Annotated in this window: 17 protein-coding genes; 6 read left to right on the forward strand and 11 right to left on the reverse strand. The window is 59.2% G+C overall.

What is annotated here, in order from left to right; all coding sequences use genetic code 11:
* The first annotated feature begins 5 nt into the window (after positions 1-5).
* Positions 6-914, forward strand: a complete 909-nt coding sequence (locus K3146_RS08645) for a TauD/TfdA family dioxygenase (RefSeq protein ID WP_221545857.1) — start codon at positions 6-8, stop codon at positions 912-914.
* Here K3146_RS08645 and K3146_RS08650 read toward each other — a convergent pair.
* The 11 genes from K3146_RS08650 to K3146_RS08700 form a co-directional block, all read right to left on the reverse strand.
* A complete protein-coding gene (locus tag K3146_RS08650; protein WP_221545858.1) occupies positions 907-2,610 on the reverse strand; it encodes a solute:sodium symporter family transporter in 1,704 nt (567 codons plus the stop codon). The two genes, K3146_RS08645 and K3146_RS08650, sit on opposite strands and share 8 nt — an antisense overlap.
* 161 nt (positions 2,611-2,771) lie before the next feature.
* Entirely contained in the window at positions 2,772-3,701 is a 930-nt protein-coding gene (locus K3146_RS08655; protein ID WP_221545859.1) for a sugar kinase, read from the reverse strand.
* Entirely contained in the window at positions 3,688-4,443 is a 756-nt protein-coding gene (locus tag K3146_RS08660; RefSeq protein WP_221545860.1) for an SDR family NAD(P)-dependent oxidoreductase, read from the reverse strand. The genes K3146_RS08655 and K3146_RS08660 overlap by 14 nt, the downstream gene beginning before the upstream one ends.
* A 35-nt stretch (positions 4,444-4,478) precedes the next feature.
* Positions 4,479-5,780 (reverse strand): MFS transporter, encoded by a 1,302-nt coding sequence (locus K3146_RS08665; RefSeq protein ID WP_221545861.1) that lies wholly within the window; start codon positions 5,778-5,780, stop codon positions 4,479-4,481.
* Entirely contained in the window at positions 5,777-6,145 is a 369-nt protein-coding gene (locus K3146_RS08670) for a cupin domain-containing protein (RefSeq protein ID WP_221545862.1), read from the reverse strand. Before K3146_RS08670 ends, K3146_RS08665 begins: the two co-directional genes overlap by 4 nt.
* Before the next feature lie 11 nt (positions 6,146-6,156).
* Complete coding sequence (locus K3146_RS08675; RefSeq protein ID WP_221545863.1) at positions 6,157-8,322, reverse strand: alginate lyase family protein; 2,166 nt, start codon at positions 8,320-8,322, stop codon at positions 6,157-6,159.
* Positions 8,319-10,556, reverse strand: coding sequence for a polysaccharide lyase 6 family protein (locus K3146_RS08680; protein ID WP_221545864.1), 2,238 nt, complete (start codon positions 10,554-10,556; stop codon positions 8,319-8,321). The genes K3146_RS08675 and K3146_RS08680 overlap by 4 nt, the downstream gene beginning before the upstream one ends.
* Before the next feature lie 135 nt (positions 10,557-10,691).
* Entirely contained in the window at positions 10,692-11,555 is an 864-nt protein-coding gene (locus K3146_RS08685) for a FadR/GntR family transcriptional regulator (protein WP_247711132.1), read from the reverse strand.
* A 12-nt stretch (positions 11,556-11,567) separates the two neighbouring features.
* Positions 11,568-14,657 carry a TonB-dependent receptor gene (locus K3146_RS08690; RefSeq protein WP_221545865.1) on the reverse strand — a complete coding sequence of 1,030 codons (3,090 nt, stop codon included), beginning with the start codon at positions 14,655-14,657 and terminating at the stop codon, positions 11,568-11,570.
* 188 nt (positions 14,658-14,845) lie between these two features.
* Positions 14,846-17,920, reverse strand: coding sequence for a TonB-dependent receptor (locus K3146_RS08695; protein WP_221545866.1), 3,075 nt, complete (start codon positions 17,918-17,920; stop codon positions 14,846-14,848).
* A 307-nt stretch (positions 17,921-18,227) separates the two neighbouring features.
* Positions 18,228-19,922, reverse strand: coding sequence for a glycoside hydrolase family 55 protein (locus tag K3146_RS08700; RefSeq protein WP_221545867.1), 1,695 nt, complete (start codon positions 19,920-19,922; stop codon positions 18,228-18,230).
* Positions 19,923-20,061: 139 nt separating this feature from the next.
* Between K3146_RS08700 and K3146_RS08705 the strand changes: the two genes are divergently transcribed.
* From K3146_RS08705 to K3146_RS08725, 5 genes are read left to right on the forward strand one after another with little or no spacing between them, the layout of a single operon-like run.
* The gene (locus K3146_RS08705) at positions 20,062-22,929 is read left to right on the forward strand and encodes a TonB-dependent receptor (RefSeq protein WP_221545868.1); all 2,868 of its coding nucleotides are present in this window, start codon (positions 20,062-20,064) and stop codon (positions 22,927-22,929) included.
* 22 nt (positions 22,930-22,951) lie between these two features.
* Positions 22,952-23,731 (forward strand): 2-keto-4-pentenoate hydratase, encoded by a 780-nt coding sequence (locus K3146_RS08710; RefSeq protein WP_221545869.1) that lies wholly within the window; start codon positions 22,952-22,954, stop codon positions 23,729-23,731.
* Positions 23,728-24,738 carry a TRAP transporter substrate-binding protein gene (locus K3146_RS08715; RefSeq protein ID WP_247711133.1) on the forward strand — a complete coding sequence of 337 codons (1,011 nt, stop codon included), beginning with the start codon at positions 23,728-23,730 and terminating at the stop codon, positions 24,736-24,738. The genes K3146_RS08710 and K3146_RS08715 overlap by 4 nt, the downstream gene beginning before the upstream one ends.
* Positions 24,738-25,193 (forward strand): TRAP transporter small permease, encoded by a 456-nt coding sequence (locus tag K3146_RS08720; RefSeq protein WP_221545870.1) that lies wholly within the window; start codon positions 24,738-24,740, stop codon positions 25,191-25,193. Before K3146_RS08715 ends, K3146_RS08720 begins: the two co-directional genes overlap by 1 nt.
* Positions 25,193-26,470, forward strand: a complete 1,278-nt coding sequence (locus tag K3146_RS08725; RefSeq protein ID WP_221545871.1) for a TRAP transporter large permease — start codon at positions 25,193-25,195, stop codon at positions 26,468-26,470. Before K3146_RS08720 ends, K3146_RS08725 begins: the two co-directional genes overlap by 1 nt.
* The last annotated feature ends 18 nt before the right edge of the window (positions 26,471-26,488 follow it).

Below are 26,488 nucleotides of genomic sequence, written 5' to 3' on the forward strand. Positions count from 1 at the left end.
GCGCTATGGACAGCATTCCGGGAGTGATCGGGGGTTCGGGCCGGCTCGACCACTGGCTCGCAGACCACAAGCAGGACGTTGACGCGCTGCTTCAGGACAAGGGTGCCGTGCTCATGCGCGGGTTCGACGTTCCCGATCCTCAAGCCTTCGACGCGGCGGTCGAGGCCTATGGCGAGGCTGGTTTCACCTATTCGGAATCGCTCAGCAACGCGGTCCGCGTCAATGTGACCGAGCGTGTCTTCACGGCCAACGAGGCCCCGCCGAGCACCGAGATATACCTCCATCATGAGATGGCGCAGACCCCGCTCTACCCATCGAAGCTGTTCTTTTACTGCGAGATTGCGCCCCATGAAGGCGGGGCCACACCGCTTTGCCGATCCGACCTGCTTTATTCCCGGATGAAGGATGCCGATGCAGCCCAGGCAGAAGCCTTCGCGGCGCGCGGCGTGCGGTATTCCAATGTTATGCCAGACGAGAATGACGCCGGTTCGGGGCAAGGCCGCAGCTGGCGTAGCACTCTGGGTGTCGACACACGCGAAGCGGCCGAGGCGCGGCTTGCGTCGCTTGGCTATGACTGGGAATGGCGCGACGACGATAGCCTGCGCGCCACCACACCCGTGCTTCCTGCGGTTCGCACCTTGCTTGATGGGAGGGAGACCTTCTTCAATCAGCTCATCGCGGCCTTTCGCGGCTGGTCCGATGCGCGCAACGATCCCGCAAGGGCGATAACCTTCGGCGATGGCGAGCCTATCCTCGCCGAACACATGCGTAGTGTGATCCAGCTCTCCGATGAATTGGCCCACGATCACCAATGGCAGGCTGGTGACGTGGTGCTGGTCGACAATTTCGCGGTGATGCACGGACGGCGCCCCTTTTCGGGGAAACGCCGCGTACTCGCTTCGCTCGTCAGCTAGTGCGGGGGCGCCGAAGCGCGAATATCCAGACGACGAGATTGGCCGCGAGAAGCGATAGCATCGCAACAGTGAAGGCCATGCCGGACGAGCCAGAGTTCGCAAGGCCGATCTTCGAGAACAAGACGTAGAGACCCACCACGCAGGACAGCAGTGTAAAGGCGACAGGGCGGCCGAGGCGCCAAGGCGTCATGTCGACCTTCTCCTTGCTCGGCGGGACATAGGGGACTGCCCTGGGGCGCCACGCACCGGCGGCCAGCATGATCCCCACTTCGATCACGAATAGCACGGCGTACTGGTGGATGAAGTGCAGCGTCACGACATCATCGAATACGAAGCGCAGCAGCCCATATGCCGTCACGTGAAAGACGATCACCAGCTTCGCGCCGAGCGCCGGGACCCGGCGGGTGAACAGCCCCATGATCACGATCACCACGGTCGGGATGTTGTAGAAGCCGGTGAAGACACGCACGACCTGCCACAGGCCTTCCTCCGCGAAGTACAGCAGCGGGGCAACCGCGAAGGAGAACAGGGCGATTACCACGCTGGCAATCTTGGCCACCCTCACCAGATGCGCGTCACTCGGCTCGGCGCGCCGCAACGGGGCATAGATATCGAGCGTGAAAAGCGTTGCCGCGCTGTTGAGCAGGGAGTTGAATGAGCTGAACACCGCGCCCAGCAGGACTGCAAGGAACAGGCCGGCGAGATAGGGCGGAAGCACATCCTCGACCAGCCGCGGATAGGCCTCGTCAATCGTCCCGAAACCGGGCCCGTAGAGGTGGAAGGCGATAATGCCGGGGATCATCATCATGAAGGGCACCATCAGCTTGAAGAAGCCCGATGCCAGTACGCCCTTCTGTCCCTCGGCGAGCGAACGTGCGCCCAGCGTCCGCTGGATCACATACTGGTTCGTGCACCAGTAGAAGAGATTGGCGAAGATCATGCCGGTGAAAATCGTGCCGAAAGGCGTCGGGTCGCCTGCCGCCCCTATGGCATCGAGCTTATCCGGATGCTCGCCCAGCAGGCGCTCCATGCCGCCGGTAAAGCTGCCATCGCCCAAGAGTAAGACGCCTAGTATCGGCACGAGCAGGCCGATGAAGAGCAGGCCGATGCCGTTCAACGTGTCCGACACAGCAACCGCCCTGAGACCGCCGAAGACCGCATAGGCGGCTCCGATCACTCCGATAGTGACCACCGTGACGACCAGCGCCGGAAAAGTGTCGAGGCCGCTCATTTGCGGCACGTCGAAGAACTGCATCACCGCAAGCGATCCGGAGTAGAGCACGGAAGGGATCGTCACGAGGCCGTAGCCGAGCATGAACAGCAGGACCGACATCCGCCTCACCGTCTGGTCGAACCGCTCGGCAAGGAATTCGGGCAAGGTCGTGAAGGCTCCGGCGAGGTATCGCGGCAGGAACAGGAAGGCCATCGCCACGGTCGCGACCGCTGCAGTCACTTCCCACGCCATGCTCGACATGTTGTAACCGTAGGCCGAGCCGTTGAGGCCGATCAGCTGTTCAGCGGACAGGTTGGTCAGCAGGAGGGATCCGGCGATGAACCCCGCGGTCAGCCCGCGTCCGGCAAGGAAATAGCCTTCCCGCGTTTCGACCGAGCCACGCGTCTTGCGCCAGCTGACCCAGGCCACGAGCGCCATGACCGCGATACAGCTGACAATAGTGAGACCGAGCGATCCGTCCATCGATCCAGTGCTAACCGCTCGCGGACAATTGACCAGCGCTTATTTTCCGAGAGACGATTGTGCCCATCGCGACAGCCGCCAGGACTGGTGCACTGTGGGGAAAGCCGGTGGCGGTGCTGTCAGTCGGATCGCAACTAGTCTCAGTCGAGGGCGAGCACCGTCTAAAGTTTGATCGCGCCCTGATGACCGAGCGTAGCGCGGGCCAATGCCTGACCATCCTCAACGCACGCATCCAGGGACCTGTCTTCGAGCCAACCGCCAAGAAATCCGGCGTTAAAGCCATCGCCTGCCCCACTTGAGTCCACGACATTGGTGGGCATTGCATCGAGCAGATACGGTACCTTTGTTTGAGAGGTGCCTACCACACAGCCTTTTTCGGCCGCCTTGACCGCAACAGCCTCCTGCCCTGCAGAAAGCCAGCGCTTTGCGATCTCGATCTCACCATCCTCGAACCCCCAAAGCTCGCGCTCATCGGAGTTTGTCGGAAGTCCGATCGTCGCTGCTTCCATTGCTTGTCGGGATACTGTCCGGGCTTCCTCGAGATCAGACCAGAGAGCTGGACGGAAGTTACTATCGTAGGCGACGGCTCGTCCGGCTGCCTTCCGCTTCCTCGCAAGATCGAAGAGGCTGCTACGCCCCGACTCGTCGACGATGGCGAGCGAGATATGGCTGAAATATACGAGCCGGGCATCAGCGGCGTCAGTCAGTGCCATTTCCATTCCGGGCAGTTCGAACATCTCCCTCGCAGCGCTGCGATCGCGCCAATAGAGGAAGCTTCGTTCGCCATGCTCGTCGAGATGGATTGCATAGATACCTGGGTTGAGGTGGGGGTGACGCAATACATGACGCGTATCCACGCCTTCGCCCTTCCACGCTTCCACCAGTGCATCGCTAATCGGATCGGTCCCGACAGCAGTCACGTAGGAGACTTCGTGACCGGCTCTTGCAAGATGGATCGCTGTATTGAGAGTATCGCCGCCATATCGAAGACCCTCCCCTCCATGCGTGTGATACTCCAGCATCGCTTCGCCGAAGATGAAGGTAGTCATAGCTAATGCCCGCTCGAAGTTGATCTCATCAAGAGAAGGCAAGACCGCCGTTGATGTCCAGATTCACTCCGGTGAGGAAGGATGCCTCGTCAGATGCAAGATAGGCGACAGTAGCGGCGCATTCCGCGGCACGGCCTTCACGACGCAACGGTGTCGAATTTGCGACATTCTTGCGCGCCTCGTCCTTGGTGAAGTCATCGTGGAATTTCGTGGCGATCATTCCGGGACAGAGCGAGTTCACGCGGATACCCTTGGGGCCCAGTTCCTTGGCCATGGCGCGCGTCCAGGTCATGACTGCGCCCTTGGAGGATGCGTAGGCGCTTGCACCGGGGCCCCCACCATCGCGCCCGGCAAGCGAAGCGAAATTCACGATGGCCGATCCTTCGGGCATGTGCGGGACGGCGGCTTTCGTCATCAGGAAGGTCGATGTCATGTTGAGCTGCATGAGAAAGTTGAAGAACTCTTCGTCCATCTCATCCAGCGTCTTGCGCGCCACTAGCCCACCGACGACGTTCGCAAGGATGTGAATCTCACTGCCGAAGGCTTCGCGGGCCGCGGCCACAAGCGCCTGTGCTGAAGCGCCCTTGGTCATGTCGCCATGGACCTTGATGGCCCTGCCGCCTCCCGCAGCTTCGATTTCGGCAACCGTTGCGTCCGCATCGGATTCGCTATCAAACCAATTGACGACGACATTCGCGCCCTCGCTTGCCAGTTTGACCGAAATCGCGCGACCGATGTCCCTGCTGCCCCCGGTGACGATGGCGGTTTTGCCCTTGAGTTTCATGTGTAGGTCCCCGTCTGTAAAGAGAGTGAGCCGCCTCAGGCGGCTTTGGGTTTCAATGGTTTGATCTCGCCGCACAGCAACCAGACGGCCGCGATCGCGGTAATGGCTAGGCCGGCACCCAGTACGAAAACCGAAAAGTAGTTTGCCCCTGCTGTCATGATCGGCACGAGGTATGTAAGCGCGGCTGCGCTCAGTTTGGCGGCCATCCCTGAGATGCCCGAGAGAGTGCCGACGGTGCCTTTGCCGTATAGATCGCTGGGGAGAGTCTGCACGTTGCCGATCGCAGTCTGGAAGCCAAAAAGGATGGTAAACATTAGCCACAGTGCAGCCCACGGTGTTGTGGCGGCCGACAGTGCCAACAGCGCTGGCAGCATGATCAGGCAGCCCAGAGTAATGGTGAGCTTGCGAGTAGCATTGACGCTCCAACCCGACTTCAATCGGTTCTGTGCAAGCAGTCCACCGAACCAGGCGCCCAGCATGGCACCGACGAATGGCAACCATCCCGAAGCCGCAATGTCCTTCACGTTGAAGTTGTGCACCTCGACCAGATAGGTTGGGATCCAGATGATGAAGAGCCACCAGATCGGGTCGATCGCCGCCGAAGCGATGATGACGCCCCAGCTTTCCTTGCGCTTCAGAAGTTCTCCGGTCGGCGGGTTGTAGCCGTCGTCATCGTCACTCGCGGCATCAGGGGCCTTCTGACCGGTTAGGATGTACTCGCGCTCCTCATCGGTGAGCCAGTCGTGCGACTGCGGCGGAGCCTTGACGATAAACCACCAGGGTACGAGCCAAAGCAGGCCGACCAGACCGACGATCACGAAGATGATTTTCCAGTCGAGGAACACGGCCATGTAGCCGATCAGCGGAATCGAAATGATGCCGCCAATGGCGGCGCCGGAGTTGAAAATACCCTGAGCGAGCGCGCGCTCCTTTGTCGGGAACCACTCCGCGTTGGCCTTTGTCGCGCCAGGCCAGTTCCCGGCTTCTGCCACACCCAAGACAGCTCGGAAGACGCTGAAGCTCAGCACGCCTTGCGCCAGCGCATGCGCGGCGGTGGCGAGCGACCATATGCCAATGGACAGCACGAAACCCATACGGGTGCCGACCCAGTCGAATATCTTGCCGAAGATCGCTTGCCCTGCCGCATAGGCAAAGATGAAGACCGTGCTGATGACGCCGAGAATGTATTTGTGCCCGTCCGCGTCCATGTCCGGGAACAGCTCGGGCGCGATGTTCTCCGGCCACAGTACGTTGATCGTCTGGCGATCGATGTAGTTGATAATCGTGGCGAGAGCGACGAGCCCAACAACCCACCAGCGCAATCCTTGCATCTTCATGAGCAGGCTCCCTCACCCAAGAAATCCTCGCGCGCGGGGCTGAATGTATCGATCAGCACGCCCGGCTCGAGACAGACGGCCCCGTGGTCCAGATGCGGAGCGACGTAGAACCCGTCGCCCGCGCCCAGCACCCTCTTCTCGCCATCAATGAACACCTCGAACTTGCCGCTTTCGACATAGGTCGACTGGCTGTGCGGATGTGCGTGGACCTCGCCAACTGCGCCTTCCTCAAACCAAACGCGCACTACCATCAGGTCGGGGCTGTAGCCGAGGATCTGGCGCGAGATCCCCCCGCAGAGATCTTCCTTGGTGACTGCTCGGGCTTCCAGGAAGGCGGGGCTATGATCTCTTACAAGGCTGTCCATCTCTCGTCCTCTCAATCCAGCGCGATCCGGGCTGCAAAACCTGTCCAGCGCACTTCGCGGCCATCGATCATCGCTGTGTGGGTCTGAGCGGGATCGTCCGAATAGGACATGGCGAGCGCGGTCCTCCTGCCGCTCTTGGTCTCGACAATTACCAGATCGTAGCCGTTCGCAACTTCGTGCCGCAGCGAGGCAATCTGGCTGCGGCTGCCGACAGTCTGCTCTGCTGCCCCGTCGTAAAGCCCGTGGCTTTCCAGCAGGCTCACGAAGTGTGCACTGCTGTGGCCGTCGACCCGCTGGATCACCAGTGGCTCGCGGCGCAAGTTGAAGTCGGGATCGTTCGCGCCGCTCTCGCCGAGAATGACCTCGCCGCCCAGCTGCGGGACGAAACGGTAAGTGTAGAAGCGCCCATCAAGGATCCAGGTCAGGAAGCCCGTATCGCCCGAAGGCGATGCCGCCCCGTCAACCCAGATGTGCTGGTAGCCATCGTCAGTGCCCAGCACCGGGCGCCCGGCAAGATTACGGGCGACCTCGAAGCCGGTTTCCATGATGTGACCCGAATAATGAAGTGGCAGGTCGAAACGGTGGTCGCCCTCCCCACTCGCTTTCAGCACATCGACAATAATGGGGGCGTCCAGCCCGTCGACGTCGAGCAAGGCCAGCGTGCGCAGCATGGTAATGCTTTTCTCGGGATAGGCACTGTCGATCCGTGCGCTCGTGACCTGCAGGTCTTGCGCGTCGGAGAAGTAGAGCTGGGTTGGAACGGATGTGTCAGCCAATCGTCGATCGCCGCCAAAGTGGCTGGTTTCGTCGACCACGAGCGCGTTGTGGGCGATCGTCTGTTTCGCCCAGCTCTCGTTCTCGGGCAGGTAGCGCCCGCCTGCCTTGGCCACGATATTCAGGAAGCGCGCCGCGCCATAGTCGCGCACGATCTCGTTGCCATTGTCGTAGAGCTGCCAACTGAGCTTGTCGAAGTGCCCATGCCCCATGCCTTGCGAGGCGTTCTTGGCGACGAGCGCCGTATGATTGGGGCCATCGCCATGTCGCAGGATAGCGACAGCCCCCCGGTCCCCGTCCGGCCCGTCAGAGAGAAGAAGCGAGCGGAAGGGGAATGCGCGAGCCTTGCCCCCTGCAAGGTCACGCGAAAGTGCGAGACCGTCCTCGGTGAGGATCGTGCGGTCTTGCCAGTCGGCGATGGCCAGAAGGCCCGGATCGCGCGTTTCGGCATAGGCGATGGCCACGCCGTGATAGAGCTCGTCGGTGTTGAGGCTCTTGTCGCGGATGGCGTCATTGAAGGGAAAGAAATAGCCGCCGTAGGTCAGCTGGATCGTCGTCTGCAGCGCCTTAAGGAGAATGCCGTCGCGGTGTTCGAAGATGCGACGCGCGGGATCGTTCTTCGCGATGGAATCCGCAAAGACCATGAATGGCATCAGCGCATAGCGCTGATAGTACGGCCCCTCGGTGTAGTAGCCATCGGGCGAGAAGAGCAGCTCGGTCTGGCGAAGGAATCCGGTCTCTCCGCTCTTGTCCGAACCAAGCAGCGCGCGATCGACCATATCGGTATCGTCGAGCAGGTAGCCGGTCATGCCGACGCCCGCGGTCGCCCAGGTCGCGTGGTTGTGGATCCGGTCGAAAGTCGCTTCCGATTCGACGGAAAGAAAGTGAGCGGCGCGGCGGAAGACCTGGTGGTCGATATGCTGACGCTCAGAGGCGGTCAGCGTGTCGCGGATATCGCCGTAACCCTGTATAGAATGGACCAGCCAGACCGCGTCATTGAGCACCTGCCAGAATAGACGACCGACATTCTGGTTCGCCTTAGCCGGATGATCTCCAAGCGTCGGATAGAGCTCCGCATAGGCGAGCAGCATATCACGCACATAGTCGCGGTATTTCGCTTCGCCGGTCACGCTGTAAAGCTGCCCGGCGAGGTAAATCGCGCGGTAATTGCGCTTGTGCTGTTCGTGAGTAAAGCCGCCGCCCGGGTCGCTCGGTACTGGGACGACTACGCCCTGCGCCATCATCCCGTCGACAAAGCTGCGCGCCCGTTCGACTTCCGCAGCGTAGAGCGGCGGCAGCTGCGCGGCTGGCACGGCAGCACTTACAGCCTCAACGTGATGGTCCGCCAACGCGGGCGTACATCCAGCCAACGCGACCGAGGCGATGAGGACAGCGCGCATCATTCGGCCTCCACCCCGTCCATTGTGTTGCCACGCTCTTCCACCCGCGGTTCGCCTTCATAATGAAGCTCGGTGTAGACAGGCGGCGGAGTGGCGGAGAAGCTGTTCTCGATCACGGCGCTCACTGGCGTACCGACCGTGTGGACGATCCGCAAAGGGGCCGTGTCGGCAAAGGCGTTGCGCTCGATGCGGGCCGTCTGGACACCATGGAGCAGGATCGAGGCGGTATCCGCCCCGCCGCCCTTGCCCACCTCGGCAAGCGCATTGCCGGTTATCGTCACGAAGGGGCCGAAGGTGCTTTCATCGCGACCGCCGCGATAGACATCGGCGATGGCCCCTCGCACCTGGGCGAAGCTGCTGCCCACGATTTCCAGATACTCGACATTGTACTGGCCGTAGTCATCCGTCTCCGATGCGGCGGAAACGACCGTGCCGCTTATGTTCGTGAAGGCGCTGTTGCGAATGCTTACCCGGTCGGCGAGCGCACTCTTGCCCAGGGTAAGGACGTTGAACGAGCGGTTCACATTGAGATCGCGTACGGTGACGCGATCCATCTCGATCCTCATGTTCGACTGGATTGGGAAGATCGTCGTTCGAATGGCAGAATTCCCCACCGAATCCGGAGCGAGCTTCCCGTCGATCGCGATGTCTTCGAGCTGGAGGTTTCCTCCCTCGCCCAGTTCGACCAGCGCGGGGCGAGTGAAGAGGATGACGGTTTCCTCGCCTTCCTCGGCCACGGCACCGCGAATAGTCAGCGTCTTGTCGAGGGCGATGACCCGGTTCGCGATATGCTCGCCAGGGGCAAGCATCAGGATATCGCCGGGACCAGCGGCGGCCGCGGCGTCAACCAGCTCATCTTCTTCGGCAGCCACTTCGATCACCGTGCCGGAAGAGCCAAACAGCGCATCGTTGCCCGGCTTGGCGTACCACTTGGGACCGACCTGTTCGAGCGCGACCGGCGAAAGGTCGCGCGGCGCACCTATATTCGCAAGCGCGGGGTCGGCAGGATAGAGTAGGCCATTGTCTGCGCGTACCATCTCGACCGTGGCCCGAGCGATATCATCGACTGCACTATGCGCTTTGCCTGCGACGAGCAGGTTACCTGAACGCTCGATGCCCGAGATATCGGCATCCACTTCGAGGAAGGTCCCAACCTGTGTTCCGCCTAGCAAGTTGTTCGTGAAGGTCGTGTCGATGGGTGCGGCAGACCGCTCTTCGTCCGCGCCGGCACCCAGCGTGACGCGGCGGCTGTCGATTACCGTATTGTTAGCGATGGTCGCGTCCTGCACCTGAACGTAGCGATTGACCGGCGAGTTCGGTACGCCGTTCATCACCGTCAGCGCGCTGGAGAAGCCGGTGCCGCGAAGACCTTCCATATAATTCCCGCGCACCGTCTGCCCGCGATTGATGACGCGGATACCTCCCGTGTAATCCTTACCGTTTCCGAGGAAGACATTGCGCTCGACAAGGTTGTTGTCGCCGTGGCGGAGGGTCAGGGTGCCGCGCGAATTCAGGAATACGTTGCCGCGAAAGATATTGCCTCCCGATTTTGAGGAGATGATTTCCACCTCGCCATCGGTGCGGTCGAAGATGTTGTTCTCCACCAGCGTATTCGAGTTGAACATCGAATAGTGGCTGGTGCCGATCCTGAGCGTTTCCCCGCCGTTCGATCCCAGAACGGGGCGCGGGCCGAAATAGTTGTGATCGATGCGGTGTCCGTTCTCGCGGCTTTCCTCACTGTCGAGCCGGACCGCCATGGTGACGCCCTTGTTTGTTTTCCCGACGAGGTAGTTGTGGTCGAAACGGTTGTTCGAGCCATACATGCCGACCCAGTAGTCGCTGTCGTAGCGGTCAGGCTTGCTGAAACCGTCGATCACAACTTCGGTCACACGCGAATGACGAGCCTGGTCCTGCTTGTTGCGGCGAAAAGACACGACTTCGCCGCGCGGGGAGTAACCATCCCTGAAGACGAGACCCGTAACGAGGATGTACTGACCACCAATCCGCAGGCTGGACTGTCCGGTCAGGAATACCTTACCCGCTTCTTCGGAGATCACCGTGATGGGCGCGTCTTTGCGTCCCTTGCCAGTGATGACCATTTCAAAGTCGCGCCACTCGCCATTGGCGAGGATGATGATGTCGCCAGCCTCGATGTCTTTCAAGGCGTGGGCGTATTCGCTCTGGTTGCGGACGAAGAAATGCTCGGCGCTCGCGGGCGCAGCGAACAAAAATGTCATTGCCAACAACAGGCAATATCTCAGCACAATCCCCTCCCGCCCATTGGCGTGTGAATGGGCAAGGAGCTAGCCGAGGAGCGGGTTAGGTGTCAATCACTTTGGTATGCAAAATGACATCCCAAATGTCATACCAATTCAAGAGATGCGAGTAGCAGCGGCAAAGCGTTCGCGGCTCGCGCTTGCTTTTTGCTGGACCTCTTCCATCGCTTGACGTTCAGTCGCGTCGAGCATGGCATCGATAAGGCGGTGAAAATGTTCACGCATGGCGGCACGCGCACCGGCTGGGTCCCGCGCCTTGATTGCATCAAACACTGCCTTGTGTTCTTCGGTTCTGGACTGCGTGTCGTGAATACATACAGCCGCATAGGTTCGCTTCACTTCCGGTATTTGCTCGCGCATCTGCCACAAGGATTTGACCGTATGGACCATTGCTGCGTTGTTCGAAGCTTCGGCAATGGTGAGATGGAACATCTCGTCTGCTTCGTTGGCCTCCTCCTCAGATCCGGATCGCATCGCTTCAACCAGTCCTTCGAGCTTCTCGATCCCAGCCTCGTCAATGTTATGCGCGGCCAATGCAGCCGTCTCTGATTCAATGAGAAGTCGCGCTTCCGTGACCTCGAATGCGCTGGCCGGAGGCATGGCCTGCCCCATCGCAGGAGGATTCTCGCTTACGTAGACACCCGAACCCGTCTTGATCTCGAGCCTGCCTATGGCCTGAAGCGCAATCTCCGCTTCACGGATCGTCACGCGGCTCACACCCAGCTTCTCGGCCAGTTCTCGTTCGCCGGGCAGCCGCGTACCGGGAGGATAAGCCCCCTCGTCGATCAGTGTGGCAATCTGTTCAGCTACAGATTGAAATAGTCGCTTTGAAGACATGGCGTTGAGCAGCTCCGCACTCGTCGTGATAAATCCTATACCAATTTCTCTAAGCAGGTTTGCGACGATAATTCCAGACAGCAAGTTGGCCGGTGCCACGGGAGAATTGGTGGCACCGGCCATAGGCCAGCTGGCCTAGAACTTGAAGCGGACGCCCGCGAAATAGCGCGGTCCGTATGCGAGAACCTGTCCAAGATTGTCGTCCGTGCCGCGCCAATCGGTCCGCGGCTCGCCGAAGAGGTTCAAGCCCTCCAGCGTGAAGCGGATATTGTCGTTGATCTTGTACGACACACGTGCCTCAAAGACCGACACATCGTCAGTATAGCGGATGCGGCCCGGAGTGGAGATGAACTGCTGGAAGTACTGGCTGCGGTACTTCCACACGCCCTGCAGGTCGAACCCGCCAAGCGAGTAATAGGCTTGGACGGACGCAACGTGCTTGGAGAAACCGAACAGATTTGCGGGCGGGATCAAGCCGGGCTGGGTCACAAAACTTCCATCGTCCTGAAGAACCGAGATGGCCCCCAAAGTGTCGTCCTCAAACTCGAAGCTTGTATCGGCATAGTTGTAGCTGATTTTGAAGCCCAGCCCGTCAAGTGGGGCAGGAAGATAGCTAAGACGGTGCGCCGCGGTGACCTCGATACCGACAATGTTCGAGTTGTCCTCGGTCGTCTGTGTCACGGCCACGAGAGCATCGACGGGGGCCCCGTCAACTACAAAGGACTCGATCTGGCCAGCTTGCTCGAAGCCGCCGCTAAAGTTCTTGTAATAGGCGTTGAAGGCCAGGATCGTATCTTGATTCGGATACCATTCGAGACCGGCATCCACATTCCATGACAGCAGTGGGTCTGTGAACGGATTACCGGTCGACGTCACGATACCCAGCGCATCCTGAATGGTCTGCGCATCACCATCGTCATTGGCCGAAGAGAAGTTGCGTCCGAACGTCAGGTCCGATGGGTCGGGTCTCGAAAGCGCGCGATACGCCGCGAAACGACCTAGGAGATCGGGCTGAAACTCGGCGACAAGATTCATGCTTGGCAACCATTCGGTGTAGCTGCCTCCACCGCGCACTTCGGTCGGCTCGCTGGAATCTTCCACCAATGTCACATCACCCGATACCGGGTCCACGACCGAGGTGAGCTGGTTGCGGAAACCGCGAGAATCGACCTCGGTGTTGACCACTCGCACGCCGATATTGCCGCGGACCGGAAGCGATCCGAAATCGCTGTCAAAGTCCGCCTGCACATAGCCAGCCCAGCTGCGCTCAATGACGTCGGCCGCGCTCAGGAGCTGGAAGTTGCTTTCCGGAAACTCCGGAACTCCGTTGGCGTTGAGCGTCAGGCCGCTGGGATCGTTAGCCTCCATGACCTGAGCAAGACAGATCGCGTTGAAGCTAGCGAAGCTATTCGCTGTTCCGATGATGTTGCCGCTCGCATCAACATTGGTGACCAGCGGGTTGCCGCCAGATACCGATGAAAGGAATCCGCTTTCGGGAAAGTCAACGCGGCAAGTCTGGTTTGCAGCCGAAAGCGCGTCGCTGTCATATGTTGCCTCGTTTCGGGTTCCCGGCGCAGCGCGGTAGTCAAGTTCCTGGTACCGTACACCGGTCTGCAGAAGCGTGAAGAAACCGTCGGTTTCGTAGGCGACATCGCCCCGCGCACCGAAAACAGAATTGAAGCGGTTCTGATCCACATCGTAGCGTGCCCGGGCATCGCCAGCGAAGAGATCCGGATTTGTGACGTCAAAGTCCTGAACGACCACGTTGAAGATTTCCGAGCCGTTCTGGCGGATGAGAATCGCGGTTTCGACACGGTCATTTTGCGTGCTGCCATCGCTTTCCACGCCATCGGGCCACTGATCATCGTTCCCAAAGATGTCCAGAGTATCGCGCGTTCGCATGCGGATCTGGATCTGGTCTTCGAAGCGCGAGGTTTCCGAATGCGAGAAGTCCGCCGAAAGCGTAAGGCGATCGGTTGCAGCCCACTCGATCGAGGCCCCTGCGCCATAGTACTCTTCACTCCGCGTGAGATCTTCGCTGACGCTTTCAATACGGCCTTCGTTCGTGAACTGCCGCAGGGCACCGCTGTCCGTATAGATCAGGTCAAAATCAAGCCGGTTGGGGTCGCCCGGCCCGTCGATACGACGGCCTTCCGAGAAAATGAGATCGCTTCTCAGCTCGCGGAACTCACGCTTCGAATACTGAAAATCGAAGTTGATATCGAGGTTCGAGCTGGGCTGAAGCTGAAGGGCCGCGAAGAAGGAATCGCGCTTATCGTCCGTGCGGTTCTGACGGTAAAAATAGCTGTTGCGCGCAATGATGAAATCATCGGTTACGCTGCCATCGCGCAGTCCGCTAATCGTACTCGAGCTGGTATCGCAATTGCCATCATCGAAGACGCCGTCGCTCGTAGTTGTGGGATCAATCACACAGGCGCGGATCGTGTTGCTGACCCCGGCCTCCTGTTCCGGATTGGTGGTCCTGCTTCGAGCATATCCGAGTGAAATTCCCAATTCACCGCCGCCGAGCTGGAACTGGTCGATGTAGCTGATTGTACCGCGATAGCCGAGATCGCGCAGGCGCTGGTCTTCGGCAATGTCATAGTTGTCCGGGTTGTAATTGACCTTGAAGTCACCCTGGATCCGGCTTTTGCCATAATCGATAGGCCGCACGGTCTCGAGGACGATCTGACCCGCAACCCCGCCTTCGATGTAGCTAGCAGCCTGGGTCTTGTAGATCCCGACCTTGTTGAAGAGTTCGGAGGGAAACTGGCTGAAATTGACCGAGCGATCCCCGCTACCATTAGTAGCGACACGCCCGTTGATCACAGTAGAACCAAGGAATGGGCCAAGACCGCGAATCGAGATCTCGGTCGCACCACCCTGCTCACGGTGAGAGCCAGCCCCGGTCAGCGTCTCCAGCGCTTCACCGATAGACAAGGCGGGCAAATCTCCGATTTCGTCAGCTGACAAGGCATCGAAGACTTCGACAGAAGCGCGCTTTTCTTCGATCGAGCCTTGGATAACTCCGCGGATGCCTTCCACCACGATCGTGGTGTCGGCATCCTCCGATTGGATCGCTACCGCCTCGGACTCGCTAGCATCGACTTTCGGATCTGCATCCTGGGCGATCGCAGGCGCCGCAACGAGCGAAGTGGTTGCGAGCAGGCTACCGACAAATCGATTCAGCGAATTTCGCAGACACGTGGTCTTGGTTCTTGCCATGATTTTCCCCTCCCATATTCCTTGGGAGAGGGGCCTAACAATCATCCGCCACTTTTGTCAACCTAAGTCAAATACCAAAATGTAATTGTTTGTAATACCAATTTAGTGAATGGATTGGCTGGCTGCGAAAAAGATGAGGCGCCCCGCAAGCGGAGCGCCTCTTAAGGCTAGTTGTAGTTCGAGCCCGATCAGAGTTGGAGCGTAACTCCGAATGTAATCCGTCGGTCGGGCAGGCCTTGGAAGCAAAACAGGCCGCCCTCGTTCACGCACGATTGAGTGATGTCAGACTTAGTGAGGTTTACGCCCTCAACACCTACAGACAGAAAGTCCGTGACATCATAGGTGACGCTAGCATTCAGCTGCCCACGCGCTTCAGTAACCACCGGGAAACCGAAGGTACTGTTCAAAGAAGCTCCCCCGGCTGTGTCCAGCGTACGGAAAGCATCGCGCCAGGTGTAGCGGGCACGAGCCGAGATGCCGTACTTCTCATAAAACAGGGTGACGTTGTAAGAGTGAGGCGAGAAATCGAGCAGACCCTGTACCGACGTGACCGGCACGAAATCCGCATCGTCGTAGATGCCATTGATTGCGTTAAATATGTCGGTGCCGCGCGAGGCCGAGGTATTGGATGCTTCGCCGCCTCCAAACTCCTGATAAGTGTAGTTCGCCAAGACACCGAAACCAGAGGCGAATCCGAGAGTGTCCTCGAACTGCGATAGGTCGTACTGGAAAGCAACTTCGACACCTGTTTGGGTCGTGCTGGCGCTGTCGTTTATGGTCGTCACAATGTCGACGCAGATTCCGTCGCCAGGTATCGGCGATGAGATGTTTCGGTCTGCGACAGGGTTGAAGATGCCGCCGCCTTCGCATGGCGGGGTGATATCACCAAATCCATTACCATCTCGGAATGCCTCCTCAAGCTGCCGCACGAAGAGATTTGTTCGATCCTTATGGAAGAAGGCCACGCTCAGAAGGGCAGAAGGCGCAAAATACCAATCGAGCGACGCATCGTAGGATTGGACGGTCTCTGGAGCGAGATTCGGGTTACCAATCGCGACCGACGCCTGCGAACTTGTACCGAAGACGATCGACGTTGAGAGTGTATTGAAGTCCGGACGATTGATGTCCTCCGTATAGCTCGCCCGGAAAACAAGATCGTCAGTGATGTCGGCGATTACGTTCACGCGAGGCAACCACTCAGTATACCCCCCCTTGGTCAGCACCTTTTCCACGTCGGAGCCAGTCACGTTATTGCCGATGGATTCGATGATTGTGTCGACATAGCGTACCCCGACATTACCGCGCACCGGGCCGAATTCGAAATTCGCTTGGGCATAGGCCGCCAGGGTTTTCTCTTCGATGTCGTAGAAGCCTGTTAAGCTTGGAGTGGGATCGTCGATAGTGCGCATGCCAGGGACAGAAGCCAGCGCCGCTCTCAGGATTGCGAGAGTTCCTTCCGGATCGCTGAAAGCCAGATCTGGATCGACCAGGAGGAAATCGCCGAAGAACAATGTGCGGCCATCGGCATCGCCATAATTGTCCGGTCCCGGCACCAGGAGTGAAGCAAACTCGGTCCCACGCGGGCTGTCAGCTAGCGCACTTAAGCCGAGATTTGACCCAATTTCCTGGAAGGTGCTCTTCCGAACATTGAATCGCGCCCCCGCATCGAGTGACGAAAGGAATGATGGGAGCGCGCCGCCAGCATAGGATAGATCCAACCGGATCGCGTGTTCCGAGTTGTTGGTTTCATCGGCACCAGTCCGTATAGCATCGAGCACCACATTTGCCGGATCCAGCAACTGCGCGACGGTGGGAGCAAACGGAGAATCGGCATCAATTCCGAATGCCAACCCGTCCCGCAAGTCGTATCGGAAGGGAACTGCGTTGTCGTTCCCTCCACCGCCGTCAAGAGGCGTATTCGGATTGATGAAGTTCAACGTCGTACTCAATTCCGGGTTGACCGTGTCGGCACTTGTAGTCGAAGCCTCGAAGCGGATATCCATGCCGCCCAATTGCCACTCCGCCCCGATACGGTAGAGCTGGCTTTCGGTCAGGCGGGCGCCGGTGTCACTCGAAAAGCGAAGGTTCGGGTCGTCGTCATCGACTGAGAGGAATGGCTGGATCGTACCCGTCACGGCCGCTTGGATTGACCCCAAATTGACCCCGTCTAGGGAGCCGAAGTCGACCGTCTCGAAACTATCGGGAACGTTGTAGTTAAGAACCGAGCTTACACCGGATCCCTGGACGCGCGAGCTGTCTTGCCGACGCTCTTGGTCGTTATAGAACGCGTCGAAATAGATCCTCAGATTATCGTTCGGCGCCCATTCCAGCGAGCCCGCGACATTGATGGTGGTGTACTCGAAGTTCTCGAGCTCCTGATTGAGGAATTGAATCCCGAGGAAATCAAAATCCTGCGCGGCTGGACGACGGGTAGCCTGATCCTCAAGGTTGCCATTCCGGATAACATCAGCATTGATGTTCTCTACAAGGCCGCCATCACGGTCCACGCGCGGACGGAATGAGGTGGCTTCCTGCTCCGTGTAGCTGCCAGCAATAACAATGCCGATATCTCCGATGCCGACACTCCAATTGTCGCCGAAGCTGGCAGCGATGCGAGGCGTGACACTGTCGGAAAGCTCACTGTATTCACCTTGCACCCTCAGCGTCGCCACGCGATCGACTATGTCAAGTGGACGGATTGTTCGCAGGTTGATGGTGCCACCGACCGAACCTTCGATCGTGTTCGCCTGAGGCGACTTGATTACCTCGACCGACGAGATGATGGCGGCGTTCACATCTTCGAAGCTGATACCACCGCGACCCCTGCCCGAACTAACTGTCCCGACACCGTTGATCTCGGTACGGTTGTCGTTGGTTCCGCGAATCTGCACCCCGGTTCCCACCCCGGCATCCCTCGTAATCTGGATACCGGGAATATTCTCGAGAACTTCCGCGAGATTCTGGTCGGGGAGCTTGCCGATGTCCTCTGCCTGGATAACCTCGACGAGACTGTCGGAAAGACGCTCCTCGTTGAGAGCGCTCTGAAGTGCGCTCCTGATGCCGGTGACCACGATCACCTCACCATCGTCAGTGCGGTTCACGAAGTCGCCGTCCTCGACCGCGTCGACTGCGCCTTCGTTTTCTTCCACTTCCTGCGCGCTTGCAAATGTCGGAAGGGCCAACACACCCATGGCAGCCCCCGACATCAGCAGGGTCAGGAGCCGATTGGAGTGTACGCGGTTACGATCAGAATCTTTTGCCATCTTGTCTTCCCTCCCAAGGAACTTTGAAAGTGTTGTCCTACTCTAAACCATTTATGTCAACCACTTTGGTTTACCCATTAGTATATTCTGTCCTACCAATTTTGAGGATCATGTAGAGCTTCCGCACATCTCCGCGCGTCCGCGCACCGCCGATCGAAAGGTAACCGGTGTCATTTTGAGGCGACGAAGGGGCCCAATTGGTGCCATTCCGCGACGATCCTTTCTACATGCGGCGAACCGGTGGGTCCAATGCCCCGCCCTGGGGTCCAAACCATATCTTGCGCTGCTCGCCTCCATCGGCACCCTCTCACCTTGCTCTGGTTCGTTGCTGCAACTGGTAATCGTAGAGCGATGGCGCGCCCTCGACCGGCCTGTTGAGCCATTCGACAAGTGGCTCCGGCCTGTGATCTAGGCGAAGGGGCCGGTTGCCGTGCATGCCAATAATCCGCGCTTCCGGACCCTCGGAAGCGGCAAGGATTGTTATGGGTCGGCCAGGTGTCACTCCGCCATCAACGAGGACATTGAGATTCCAAGTAGTGTTGTAGCGGGCATGGCCCGGCAGCCAGTATCCCGCCCCGCCTGCCTTGTAGAGGTCGAACTGCGGCGTTCCGTCATCGGCAACCTGGTCCGGGGTGAGATGGACCGTAACGTTGTCATAAAGATTTTGGTGGTTTGCGCCCGCATGCTGATCGAGACTGGGCCGCGACCAGACCACGGCATCCTTGTACACCGACTTCGTCGCCATCGTGTTGAAACTCAGTGCGTGGATGGTTGGATTATAGACATGCAGGTCTTCGACCAGGACATTATGCACATTGCCGATATGGACGCTGTAGTGCGCCATATGATCGCCTTTCGTAACGACGTTCGCAATGGTTACGTTGCCGAGGTCGTCGGTCAGTATGCCACTGTCTGAATTGGCGATTGTGACATTGCGGATCCAGCCGTCAAACACGCCGGTGAAATAGATACCGTTGTAACCGGCCTCATTATGATGACCGAAGAAGGGGTTCTCAGGAAAGGTGAGTGCAAGATCCTGAATCCCGACGTTGGTCAGATGGTCCCAGTGAGCGAAATACGCGGGGACGTCTTCCCTGACCGGATGAAGCAAAGGATCGGAAATCGTCACGAGGTTTCCGTCGATACGCTCGATCCGCGTCGCTTGCCGGACCAGCGGCCGATCGGGCAATTCCCAATGACGCGACCCGATCTTCTCGTCCGTATCGCCGTACATTTCCCTGATCAGCGGACCTTCCGAACCGGCGCGGTTGTGCCAGTGGATCTGGAAGACATCTCCCACCGCAAGCGCGGAGGGATTTGCCACGCGTAATTGCCTTTCGCCCCGGAGGCCGCTGGTAATCTCGACCACCTTCCGGATCGGTCGATCATGGCTCTCGAGGTAAGTTGCGTGCCGCCCCTCCGGATAGCGCACCCAGATGAAGCCCCCACTCCAGCTCCATGGTGAAAAGAGCACATCGAGATTGGCATCCTTCTGCCTCTCGCGTTTGTCGTTCTCGACCAGATAGGTGCGCAACTCATCAAGGGCGCCGCCATCATCCACCTGGTCAAGTGGGCGCGGCATATAAAGTTCCGTCCCCTTCTCTCCGGCACCCATACCCGACAGCACGATGCCGCTCCTACTGATCCAGAGAATTTCGCTCACGAGGTAACGTCCGGCATCGAACTGCACCCGGACCGACCCAGTTCGTTCCGACGCCGCTTCGATAGCAGCCTTGATCGCCTTGGTATCGTCGATTGCATCATCCGGATTTGCGCCAAAATCGCGGACGAGGATTTCCTCCGCGACCTGCGGAATCTCACCTGTTCCCACCCTGAAGCCGGCGTAAGAGAAGTCTGGCAACCAGTCCGCACCATCTTCCGACGGGTTTTCGAGGATTGGAGGCAACCATTGGGCAGCTGCACTGGCAGGGGCCGCCATTGCCGCGATTGCAACGACACCGAGCCCCCCTGTTTTCAACGTGTTGGCAAAGCCGCGCGACATATTAGCCTCTCCCAAGCGTCTCTCGCAAATTGGTTATTGACGCGCAATGGCACCGGTGTCAATAAATAAGGTAACCGGTGTCAATTAGGCACCAATGTCGCGCAACGACGCAACGACCAATTGGGGAGGGAGACACCCGATGTTCATTTCCGCCAAGGGCCAGCCGTGTGCATTCGGCAACCGCAAGCTGCTACTGAAATATGCCCTGCTTGCCTCTGCCATGCTTGCGACCCCATCGATCGCATCTGCGCAGGCTGCACCTCCGGACGACGATTCCGATGTCGTCGAGGAAACACGGCAGGACGACACGACAATCGTGGTCCGCGGCGAAATTGCGCGCACAATCGAGAACTCGCTGGAAACAAAGCGCCAGCTCGACGTCATCGGCGACGCAATCGTTGGTGAGGATGTCGGCGACCTGCCCGACCTTTCGGTAGCGGAAACACTCGAGCGCATTGTTGGCGTCACGTCCGACCGCTTCAAGGGCGGTGCTTCCGAGCTCTCGGTTCGCGGGCTTGGGGCCTTCCTTGGCTCGTCCGTACTCAATGGGCGCGAGGTTTCGTCGGGCAGTGACGGAAGAGACGTAAATTATGGCCAGTTCCCCAGCGAACTGATCAATGGTGCGATCATCTACAAGTCTCAGCAGGCCAGCTTCATCGAAGGCGGTGTCTCGGGTATTATCGAATTGCAAACCTTGCGCCCCATCGATTACGGCAAACAGCGACTACAGGTGCAAGGGCTGGTCGGCTACAGCCCCTACCAGGACCGGGTGGTCGGCAGCGGCGGGCTGAACACCCGCCTGACGGCCTCCTATATCGACCAGTTCGAACTCGGCGACGGCGAGTTCGGGATCGCTATTGGCGGACAAATCCGCAACGACAATGCGCCTGAGGATATCTACACGTCGAGTTCCACCTACCGCCCGTGCAACACGATTGAGGGGCTGGGTCAGAGCAATAACTGCGACTTCGAATTCGACGATTCTGGCAATCCCACAGGTGCAGCCGGCGCGGATTTCTACTTTGTATCCAACCAGTACATTTACCGCGCTCAGGCTACCGATGCCGATCGCGACGCAATCATGGGGGCAATCCAGTGGCAGCCCTCACCCAGCCTCGATATCAATGTCGACGCCCAGTATTCTTACCGCGACGACATTGAAGAGCGCGCCAACCTGGTGATTGCGGACGGTCGCCGAGATATCGTGCCGCTTGAAGTCTCAGACACCGGCGCGTTGCTCTATTGGAGCGGTGAGACCCGCCTCGAAAACCAAACTGTGTGGCGCCAACGGACAGAAGAATACCTAGGCCTGGGCGGCAATGTCGCATGGACCAACGGCCGCTTTGTCTTGACGGCCGACGCGGGGTATTCCGAAACGAAACGCCGCCAAGACGAAAAGGACATGCGTATTCGCACCAGCGATCGGGTGCTCTACGAACTCGACAAGCGCGGATACGACATCCCCAACCTTATCCTGACCGATGTCTCTGACGTCGAAGACGATACAGGTCTGGCGTTCGATCTCGACAATCATGATCTCTACGACAATGGAGCGCGGGCTCGCCGACGCCTCGAAAACGTCGACGACAGCATCCTCGCATTCCGCCTCGACGGCCTTTACGAGATGGATGGGTTCTTCAACTCCTTTCAGGCCGGTGTGCGTTGGGCTGAGCGCAAACGCTTCCACGATGACGGGATCGATGAGACCGTCGGCCTTGTGAATGGTTACGACAGTCCGGAAGCAATCGCTGCGCGCCGTGGAAATTTCCTGGTACGCGATCTTTACGCCGGCTCGAACGGCCCGATGCGAGGTCTCACTTTCGCAGCATGGAATGCCGAGGAACTATTTGCGGCCTTAACCGGCAGCGACGATGCGGGCTTGCCCACAGGGTCTACCCTATCGCCACAAGACACCGACGTGACCGAAGAGACTTGGGCCGGCTACGTCCAAGCCAACTTCGACTCCGAAATGTTTGGAGTTCCGGCCCGCGGAAATCTCGGATTGCGTGCAATTCGGACCGAGATCACTTCGGTCGGGATCAGCAGCGCGGTTCAGACGTCTCCCGGTTCCGAACCGGGCACGGTGGTCGTGACCCCGATTGGCGATCCCATCGTTAACACGGAAACCAACGATTTCTGGAACTTCCTGCCAAGCGGCAACCTCATTCTCGAAGTCAATCCGGACATGCTGCTGCGCCTTGCCGCATATCGTGCCATTGCAAGGCCCGACCAGGAGGCAATGTCGGCCGCGCTCACGTTCAGCGATGACGATTTCGAGGACGTAGGGCGGGCGATTACGGCGACTGGCAACCCATTCCTCGAGCCATTGGAGTCGTGGAATGGCGATATATCGTTCGAATGGTACGCCTCGCCTACGACGTCGCTCGCAGTCGCGGGCTACTACAAGAGCTTGCAAACCGGGTTCGAGACCGACGTAACAGGGCTGAGCCTGCTGGTAGACGGTGTTGCGACACCGGTGACGATAGCCCGCACTGTCAACTCCGATGACAAGAGCGACCTCTATGGTTTCGAAGTAACTGTGCAGCACAAGTTCGACTTCGGATTAGGATTCCTCGCCAGCTACAATTGGGCTGATTCGAACTTCGAGTTCCCCGATCCGACCACGGTCCCAATCCGCATCGATGGTTCTGCCGGTGAGGTGCCGCTGGCAAACTATGTCCAGCCGGCGAATATCCCTGGCTATTCGAAGCACAGCCTCAATGGCACGGTGTTCTTTGAGACTGGCCCCTTCTCGGCCCGCCTCGCGTACAAGTGGCGTTCGGAGTACTTCAAGCCGTTCCGCAGCGATGCGAACCGCTATACCGAAGATCAGGGTTTCCTGGACTTCTCTGCCAGCATGGACCTGATGGACGGTATCCAGCTGCGTTTCCAGGCACTGAATATCCTCGATGAACCAAACGTATTCTATCGGCCGACACCCGACAGTCTGGCCCAGGCAGACTATTCCGGCGCGCGATACTTCATCGGTGTCCGGGGCAGGTTCTGAAACCCCTCGTGGGAGCGGGGCGATGAGACGCGAAGGATCGATCCTCCCGGCTGAGGCACGAGACGTCTCGGCCATCCTGGTCCGGGCAAGGCTGGCAGCTTCAGCCCTGCCCGGACCTCCCCCTGGATTGCCTGATGATCTCGGTACCGCTTACGGCATCCAGCACCATTCGATCGACCGCTGGCCCGACGCCGTGGCGGGCTGGAAGGTTGGGGGCGTTCCGTCCGACTATGTCGAGCGCTTCAATGAGACGAGGCTGGCTGGTCCGATCTTCAGTCAGACGGTCGTTCACGCAACGGAATCGTGCACGGCCAGCATGCCGGTATTTGCGGGCGGGTTCGCAGCGATCGAACCTGAGTTCGTCTTGCGGCTTGGCCGGACAAGAGACGAAGACCGTCTGTATATCGGGGCGGAAATCGCCAGCAGCCCGATCCCATCCATCAACGATTACGGTCCGATCGCTGTCATTTCCGACTTCGGCAACAACAACGGCTTGCTGGTCGGACCGGAGATCGAGGGGTGGCGAAAGGAGCGCCAACCCGTCACGGTCGTTTGCGAAATCGATGGCGAGCAAATTGCGTCACGCGACATTCCGGTTCTGGGTGAGAATGTCGAAGCAGCGAGGGAATTTCTTTCTGCGCTTTCCGACAACCTGAGTTTCGACCTTCCCGAGGGCAGCCTCGTCTCATCGGGTGCAATCACTGGTGTCCACGAAGCCCAAATTGGCGCCCGTTCGAAACTCGACTTCGGCAGGTTCGGGGTATTGCATCTCGAACTGACGGAAGCGAAACCCTTGGTATGAACGACCTCCTCGCCTCGCTGCAGGTATCCCGTCGCACCATCTTGGCGGGGGGTGCGGCTGCACTGGCAGCAGGGTGTTCACGCGGGCTGGGCCCCGGAGTACTGACCGCAACCGACACGCACGTAAACGACTATCCGACCGTGCAGGCGGTCATCCGGTTCGGCAAAATGCTGGAACGGGCGACTAGCGGCAGGCTCTCTCTGCGCATGTATCCTGGCGGACAACTGGGCAACGAACGCGACACGCTGGAAATCACCACCTTCGGGGGGCTGGATTTCAACCGTGTAAACCTTGCCCCGCTCAATTCAATCGAGCCGCTGACGACCGTAGCGGCGCTGCCATTCCTGTTCACCTCGATCGAGCACATGCGCAGCACCCTCGATGGTCCGATCGGCGACGAGATCCTCGCCTCGCTCGAACCGCATGGGCTCATCGGCCTGTGCTTCTACGACTCCGGTGCGCGCAGCTTCTATAACACACGCGGTCCCATCAGGACCCCCGACGATATGCGCGGGCTCAAATTGCGTGTTCCGGGATCGGATCTCTACATTGCCATGGTCCAGTCACTTGGTGCCGATGCCGTTCCCATGCCGCTCGACGAGGTCTACCAGAGCCTCGCCCAAGGCGTGATCGACGGGGCGGAAAACAACTGGCCCAGCTTCGAGAGCGGGCGACACTTCGAGGTCGCGCGTTTTTACAGCCTGACACGTCATTTGCTCGCGCCGGAAGTCTTCGTCATGTCGAAGCGCCGCTGGGACACCCTGTCCGCCGACGATCAGTCGTTGATCCGTCGCTCGGCCAAGCAGAGCGTGCCGTATATGCGCGAGCTGTGGGATGACCAGGTCGAGAAGAGCAAGGCCATCATCATGAATTCCGGCGTCGAGGTAAACGAGATCGACCCGGCACCCTTTGCCGAGCGGATGCGCGGGGTGTGGGACGAATTCCTGACCACGCCCGAGCAACGCGACCTAGCGAGGCGCATCGTGGAAGTGGGAGAACCATCCTGATGGACAGGCTTGCAAGCGCGTGCGTCAAAATTGGCGCGCTGGGGCTGATGCTCATGACCCTTATCGTGGGTTGGCAGGTGTTCGGACGCTTCATCCTACAGAGCAGTCCTTCGTGGTCGGAACAGGCTGCGCTCATCCTGATGATCTGGTATGTCTTCCTCGCTGCGGGCACAGGCGTGTGGGAGCGCTTCCACATCCGGATAGAAATTCTCGAACAGCGCCTCGAAGCCGGCAGCCGCAAGCGCCTGAGGATCGCCATCCACGCACTCATCGCAGCAATGGGACTGATCCTTCTCGTGTTCGGGGTGCAATTGGTATGGCTCGTGAGCGAGCATGTTATCCCCTCGCTGGGGATCAGCCGGGCCTTCGCCTACCTGCCCATCCCCGCCACCGGCGCTCTCATCACGCTATTCTCGCTGGGCCGTATCCGCGTGCGTCTGGCGGAGACAGACTGATGGAGATATTCGTTCTCTTCGGCACATTGTTCGTGCTTCTCGCGCTTGGAGTGCCGGTAGCATTCGCCTTGTTCGGCGCGGCGCTAGCCACTTTCGCGGTTATCGATATCCCCCTCATCGTAGCGGTCCAGCGCATGGCCGCGGGCATCAGCGTTTTCACCCTGATGGCGATCCCGTTCTTCATCTTCGCCGGCGACCTTATGTATCGTGCCGGAATTGCGGAGCGGCTTGTCCGGGTGGCCGACGCTGCCCTTGGCCGGGTGCGGGGCGGCCTGGGCCTTGTCAATGTCGGCGCAAGCATGATGTTCGGTGCGGTCTCCGGCTCAGCGATTGCCAGCGCCTCCGCCATCGGATCGGCCATGGTGCCCTTGATGGACGAAAAGGGATACGACCGAGACTATTCGGTCAATGTCACGGTGACCGCTGCCATAGTCGGTCTCCTGATCCCGCCGTCACACAACATGATCATCTATGCCGCCGCATCGGGTATCGGCGTTTCCATCGGTGACCTGTTCCTGGCCGGAGTGATCCCGGGCATCCTCACCGGTGGCCTGCTGATGCTGACCGCATGGGTGGTGGCGCGCAAACGCAACCTGCCCAAGGGCACTTTCCCCGGCTGGCGCAGCTTCTTGCGAGCGGCGCTTTATGCCGTGCCCGGGCTGATGACCGGCGTAATCATCATGGGCGGCATCCTGTCGGGTATTTTCACGCCAACCGAAAGCTCGGCGATTGCCGTGCTGTACACCATCGTCATCGGAACGCTGGTCTATCGAAACCTCGGGCTGGAAGGAACGTGGGAAGCAGCGCAGAAATCGGTCCGAACGGCGGCCATGGTACTCTTCGTGATCGCCGCGGCCACGGCATTCGGCTTTGCGCTTGCCCTGCTCGAAGTACCTGCTGCGCTCGCCAGCCTGATCGGCGTCATGACAGACAATCCGCTGCTGACCCTGCTCATTATCAACGTAATGCTGCTTTTGCTCGGCACGTTCATGGACATGGCTCCCCTCATTGTCATCACCACGCCAATCTTCCTGCCCGTAGCAATGGCGAGCGGCGTGGATCCGGTCCATTTCGGCATTATCCTCATGCTGAACCTGGGCATCGGGCTGGTCACGCCGCCGGTCGGCTCCGTGCTGTTCGTCGGCTCCGCGGTGGGCAAGATATCGATCGCCGAAATGGTCCGCAGCATCTGGCCGTTCTATCTCACGCTCATCGCTGCGCTGGCCGTTATAAGCTTCGTCCCCACCCTTTCCCTGTGGCTTCCGGGAGCCTTTTAGTCCCGGGGTACTTGGCCA

It is taken from the genome of Qipengyuania vesicularis, from assembly GCF_019711415.1.
Lineage (GTDB): Bacteria > Pseudomonadota > Alphaproteobacteria > Sphingomonadales > Sphingomonadaceae > Qipengyuania > Qipengyuania vesicularis.

Coding starts and splice junctions, on each gene's coding strand:
- K3146_RS08645 (WP_221545857.1), top strand. CDS start 6: ATGGACAGCATTCCGGGAGTGATCGGGGGTTCGGGCCGGCTCGACCAC.
- K3146_RS08650 (WP_221545858.1), bottom strand. CDS start 2,610: ATGGACGGATCGCTCGGTCTCACTATTGTCAGCTGTATCGCGGTCATG.
- K3146_RS08660 (WP_221545860.1), bottom strand. CDS start 4,443: ATGAAACTCAAGGGCAAAACCGCCATCGTCACCGGGGGCAGCAGGGAC.
- K3146_RS08665 (WP_221545861.1), bottom strand. CDS start 5,780: ATGAAGATGCAAGGATTGCGCTGGTGGGTTGTTGGGCTCGTCGCTCTC.
- K3146_RS08670 (WP_221545862.1), bottom strand. CDS start 6,145: ATGGACAGCCTTGTAAGAGATCATAGCCCCGCCTTCCTGGAAGCCCGA.
- K3146_RS08675 (WP_221545863.1), bottom strand. CDS start 8,322: ATGATGCGCGCTGTCCTCATCGCCTCGGTCGCGTTGGCTGGATGTACG.
- K3146_RS08680 (WP_221545864.1), bottom strand. CDS start 10,556: ATGACATTTTTGTTCGCTGCGCCCGCGAGCGCCGAGCATTTCTTCGTC.
- K3146_RS08685 (WP_247711132.1), bottom strand. CDS start 11,555: ATGGCCGGTGCCACCAATTCTCCCGTGGCACCGGCCAACTTGCTGTCT.
- K3146_RS08690 (WP_221545865.1), bottom strand. CDS start 14,657: ATGGCAAGAACCAAGACCACGTGTCTGCGAAATTCGCTGAATCGATTT.
- K3146_RS08695 (WP_221545866.1), bottom strand. CDS start 17,920: ATGGCAAAAGATTCTGATCGTAACCGCGTACACTCCAATCGGCTCCTG.
- K3146_RS08700 (WP_221545867.1), bottom strand. CDS start 19,922: ATGTCGCGCGGCTTTGCCAACACGTTGAAAACAGGGGGGCTCGGTGTC.
- K3146_RS08705 (WP_221545868.1), top strand. CDS start 20,062: ATGTTCATTTCCGCCAAGGGCCAGCCGTGTGCATTCGGCAACCGCAAG.
- K3146_RS08710 (WP_221545869.1), top strand. CDS start 22,952: ATGAGACGCGAAGGATCGATCCTCCCGGCTGAGGCACGAGACGTCTCG.
- K3146_RS08715 (WP_247711133.1), top strand. CDS start 23,728: ATGAACGACCTCCTCGCCTCGCTGCAGGTATCCCGTCGCACCATCTTG.
- K3146_RS08720 (WP_221545870.1), top strand. CDS start 24,738: ATGGACAGGCTTGCAAGCGCGTGCGTCAAAATTGGCGCGCTGGGGCTG.
- K3146_RS08725 (WP_221545871.1), top strand. CDS start 25,193: ATGGAGATATTCGTTCTCTTCGGCACATTGTTCGTGCTTCTCGCGCTT.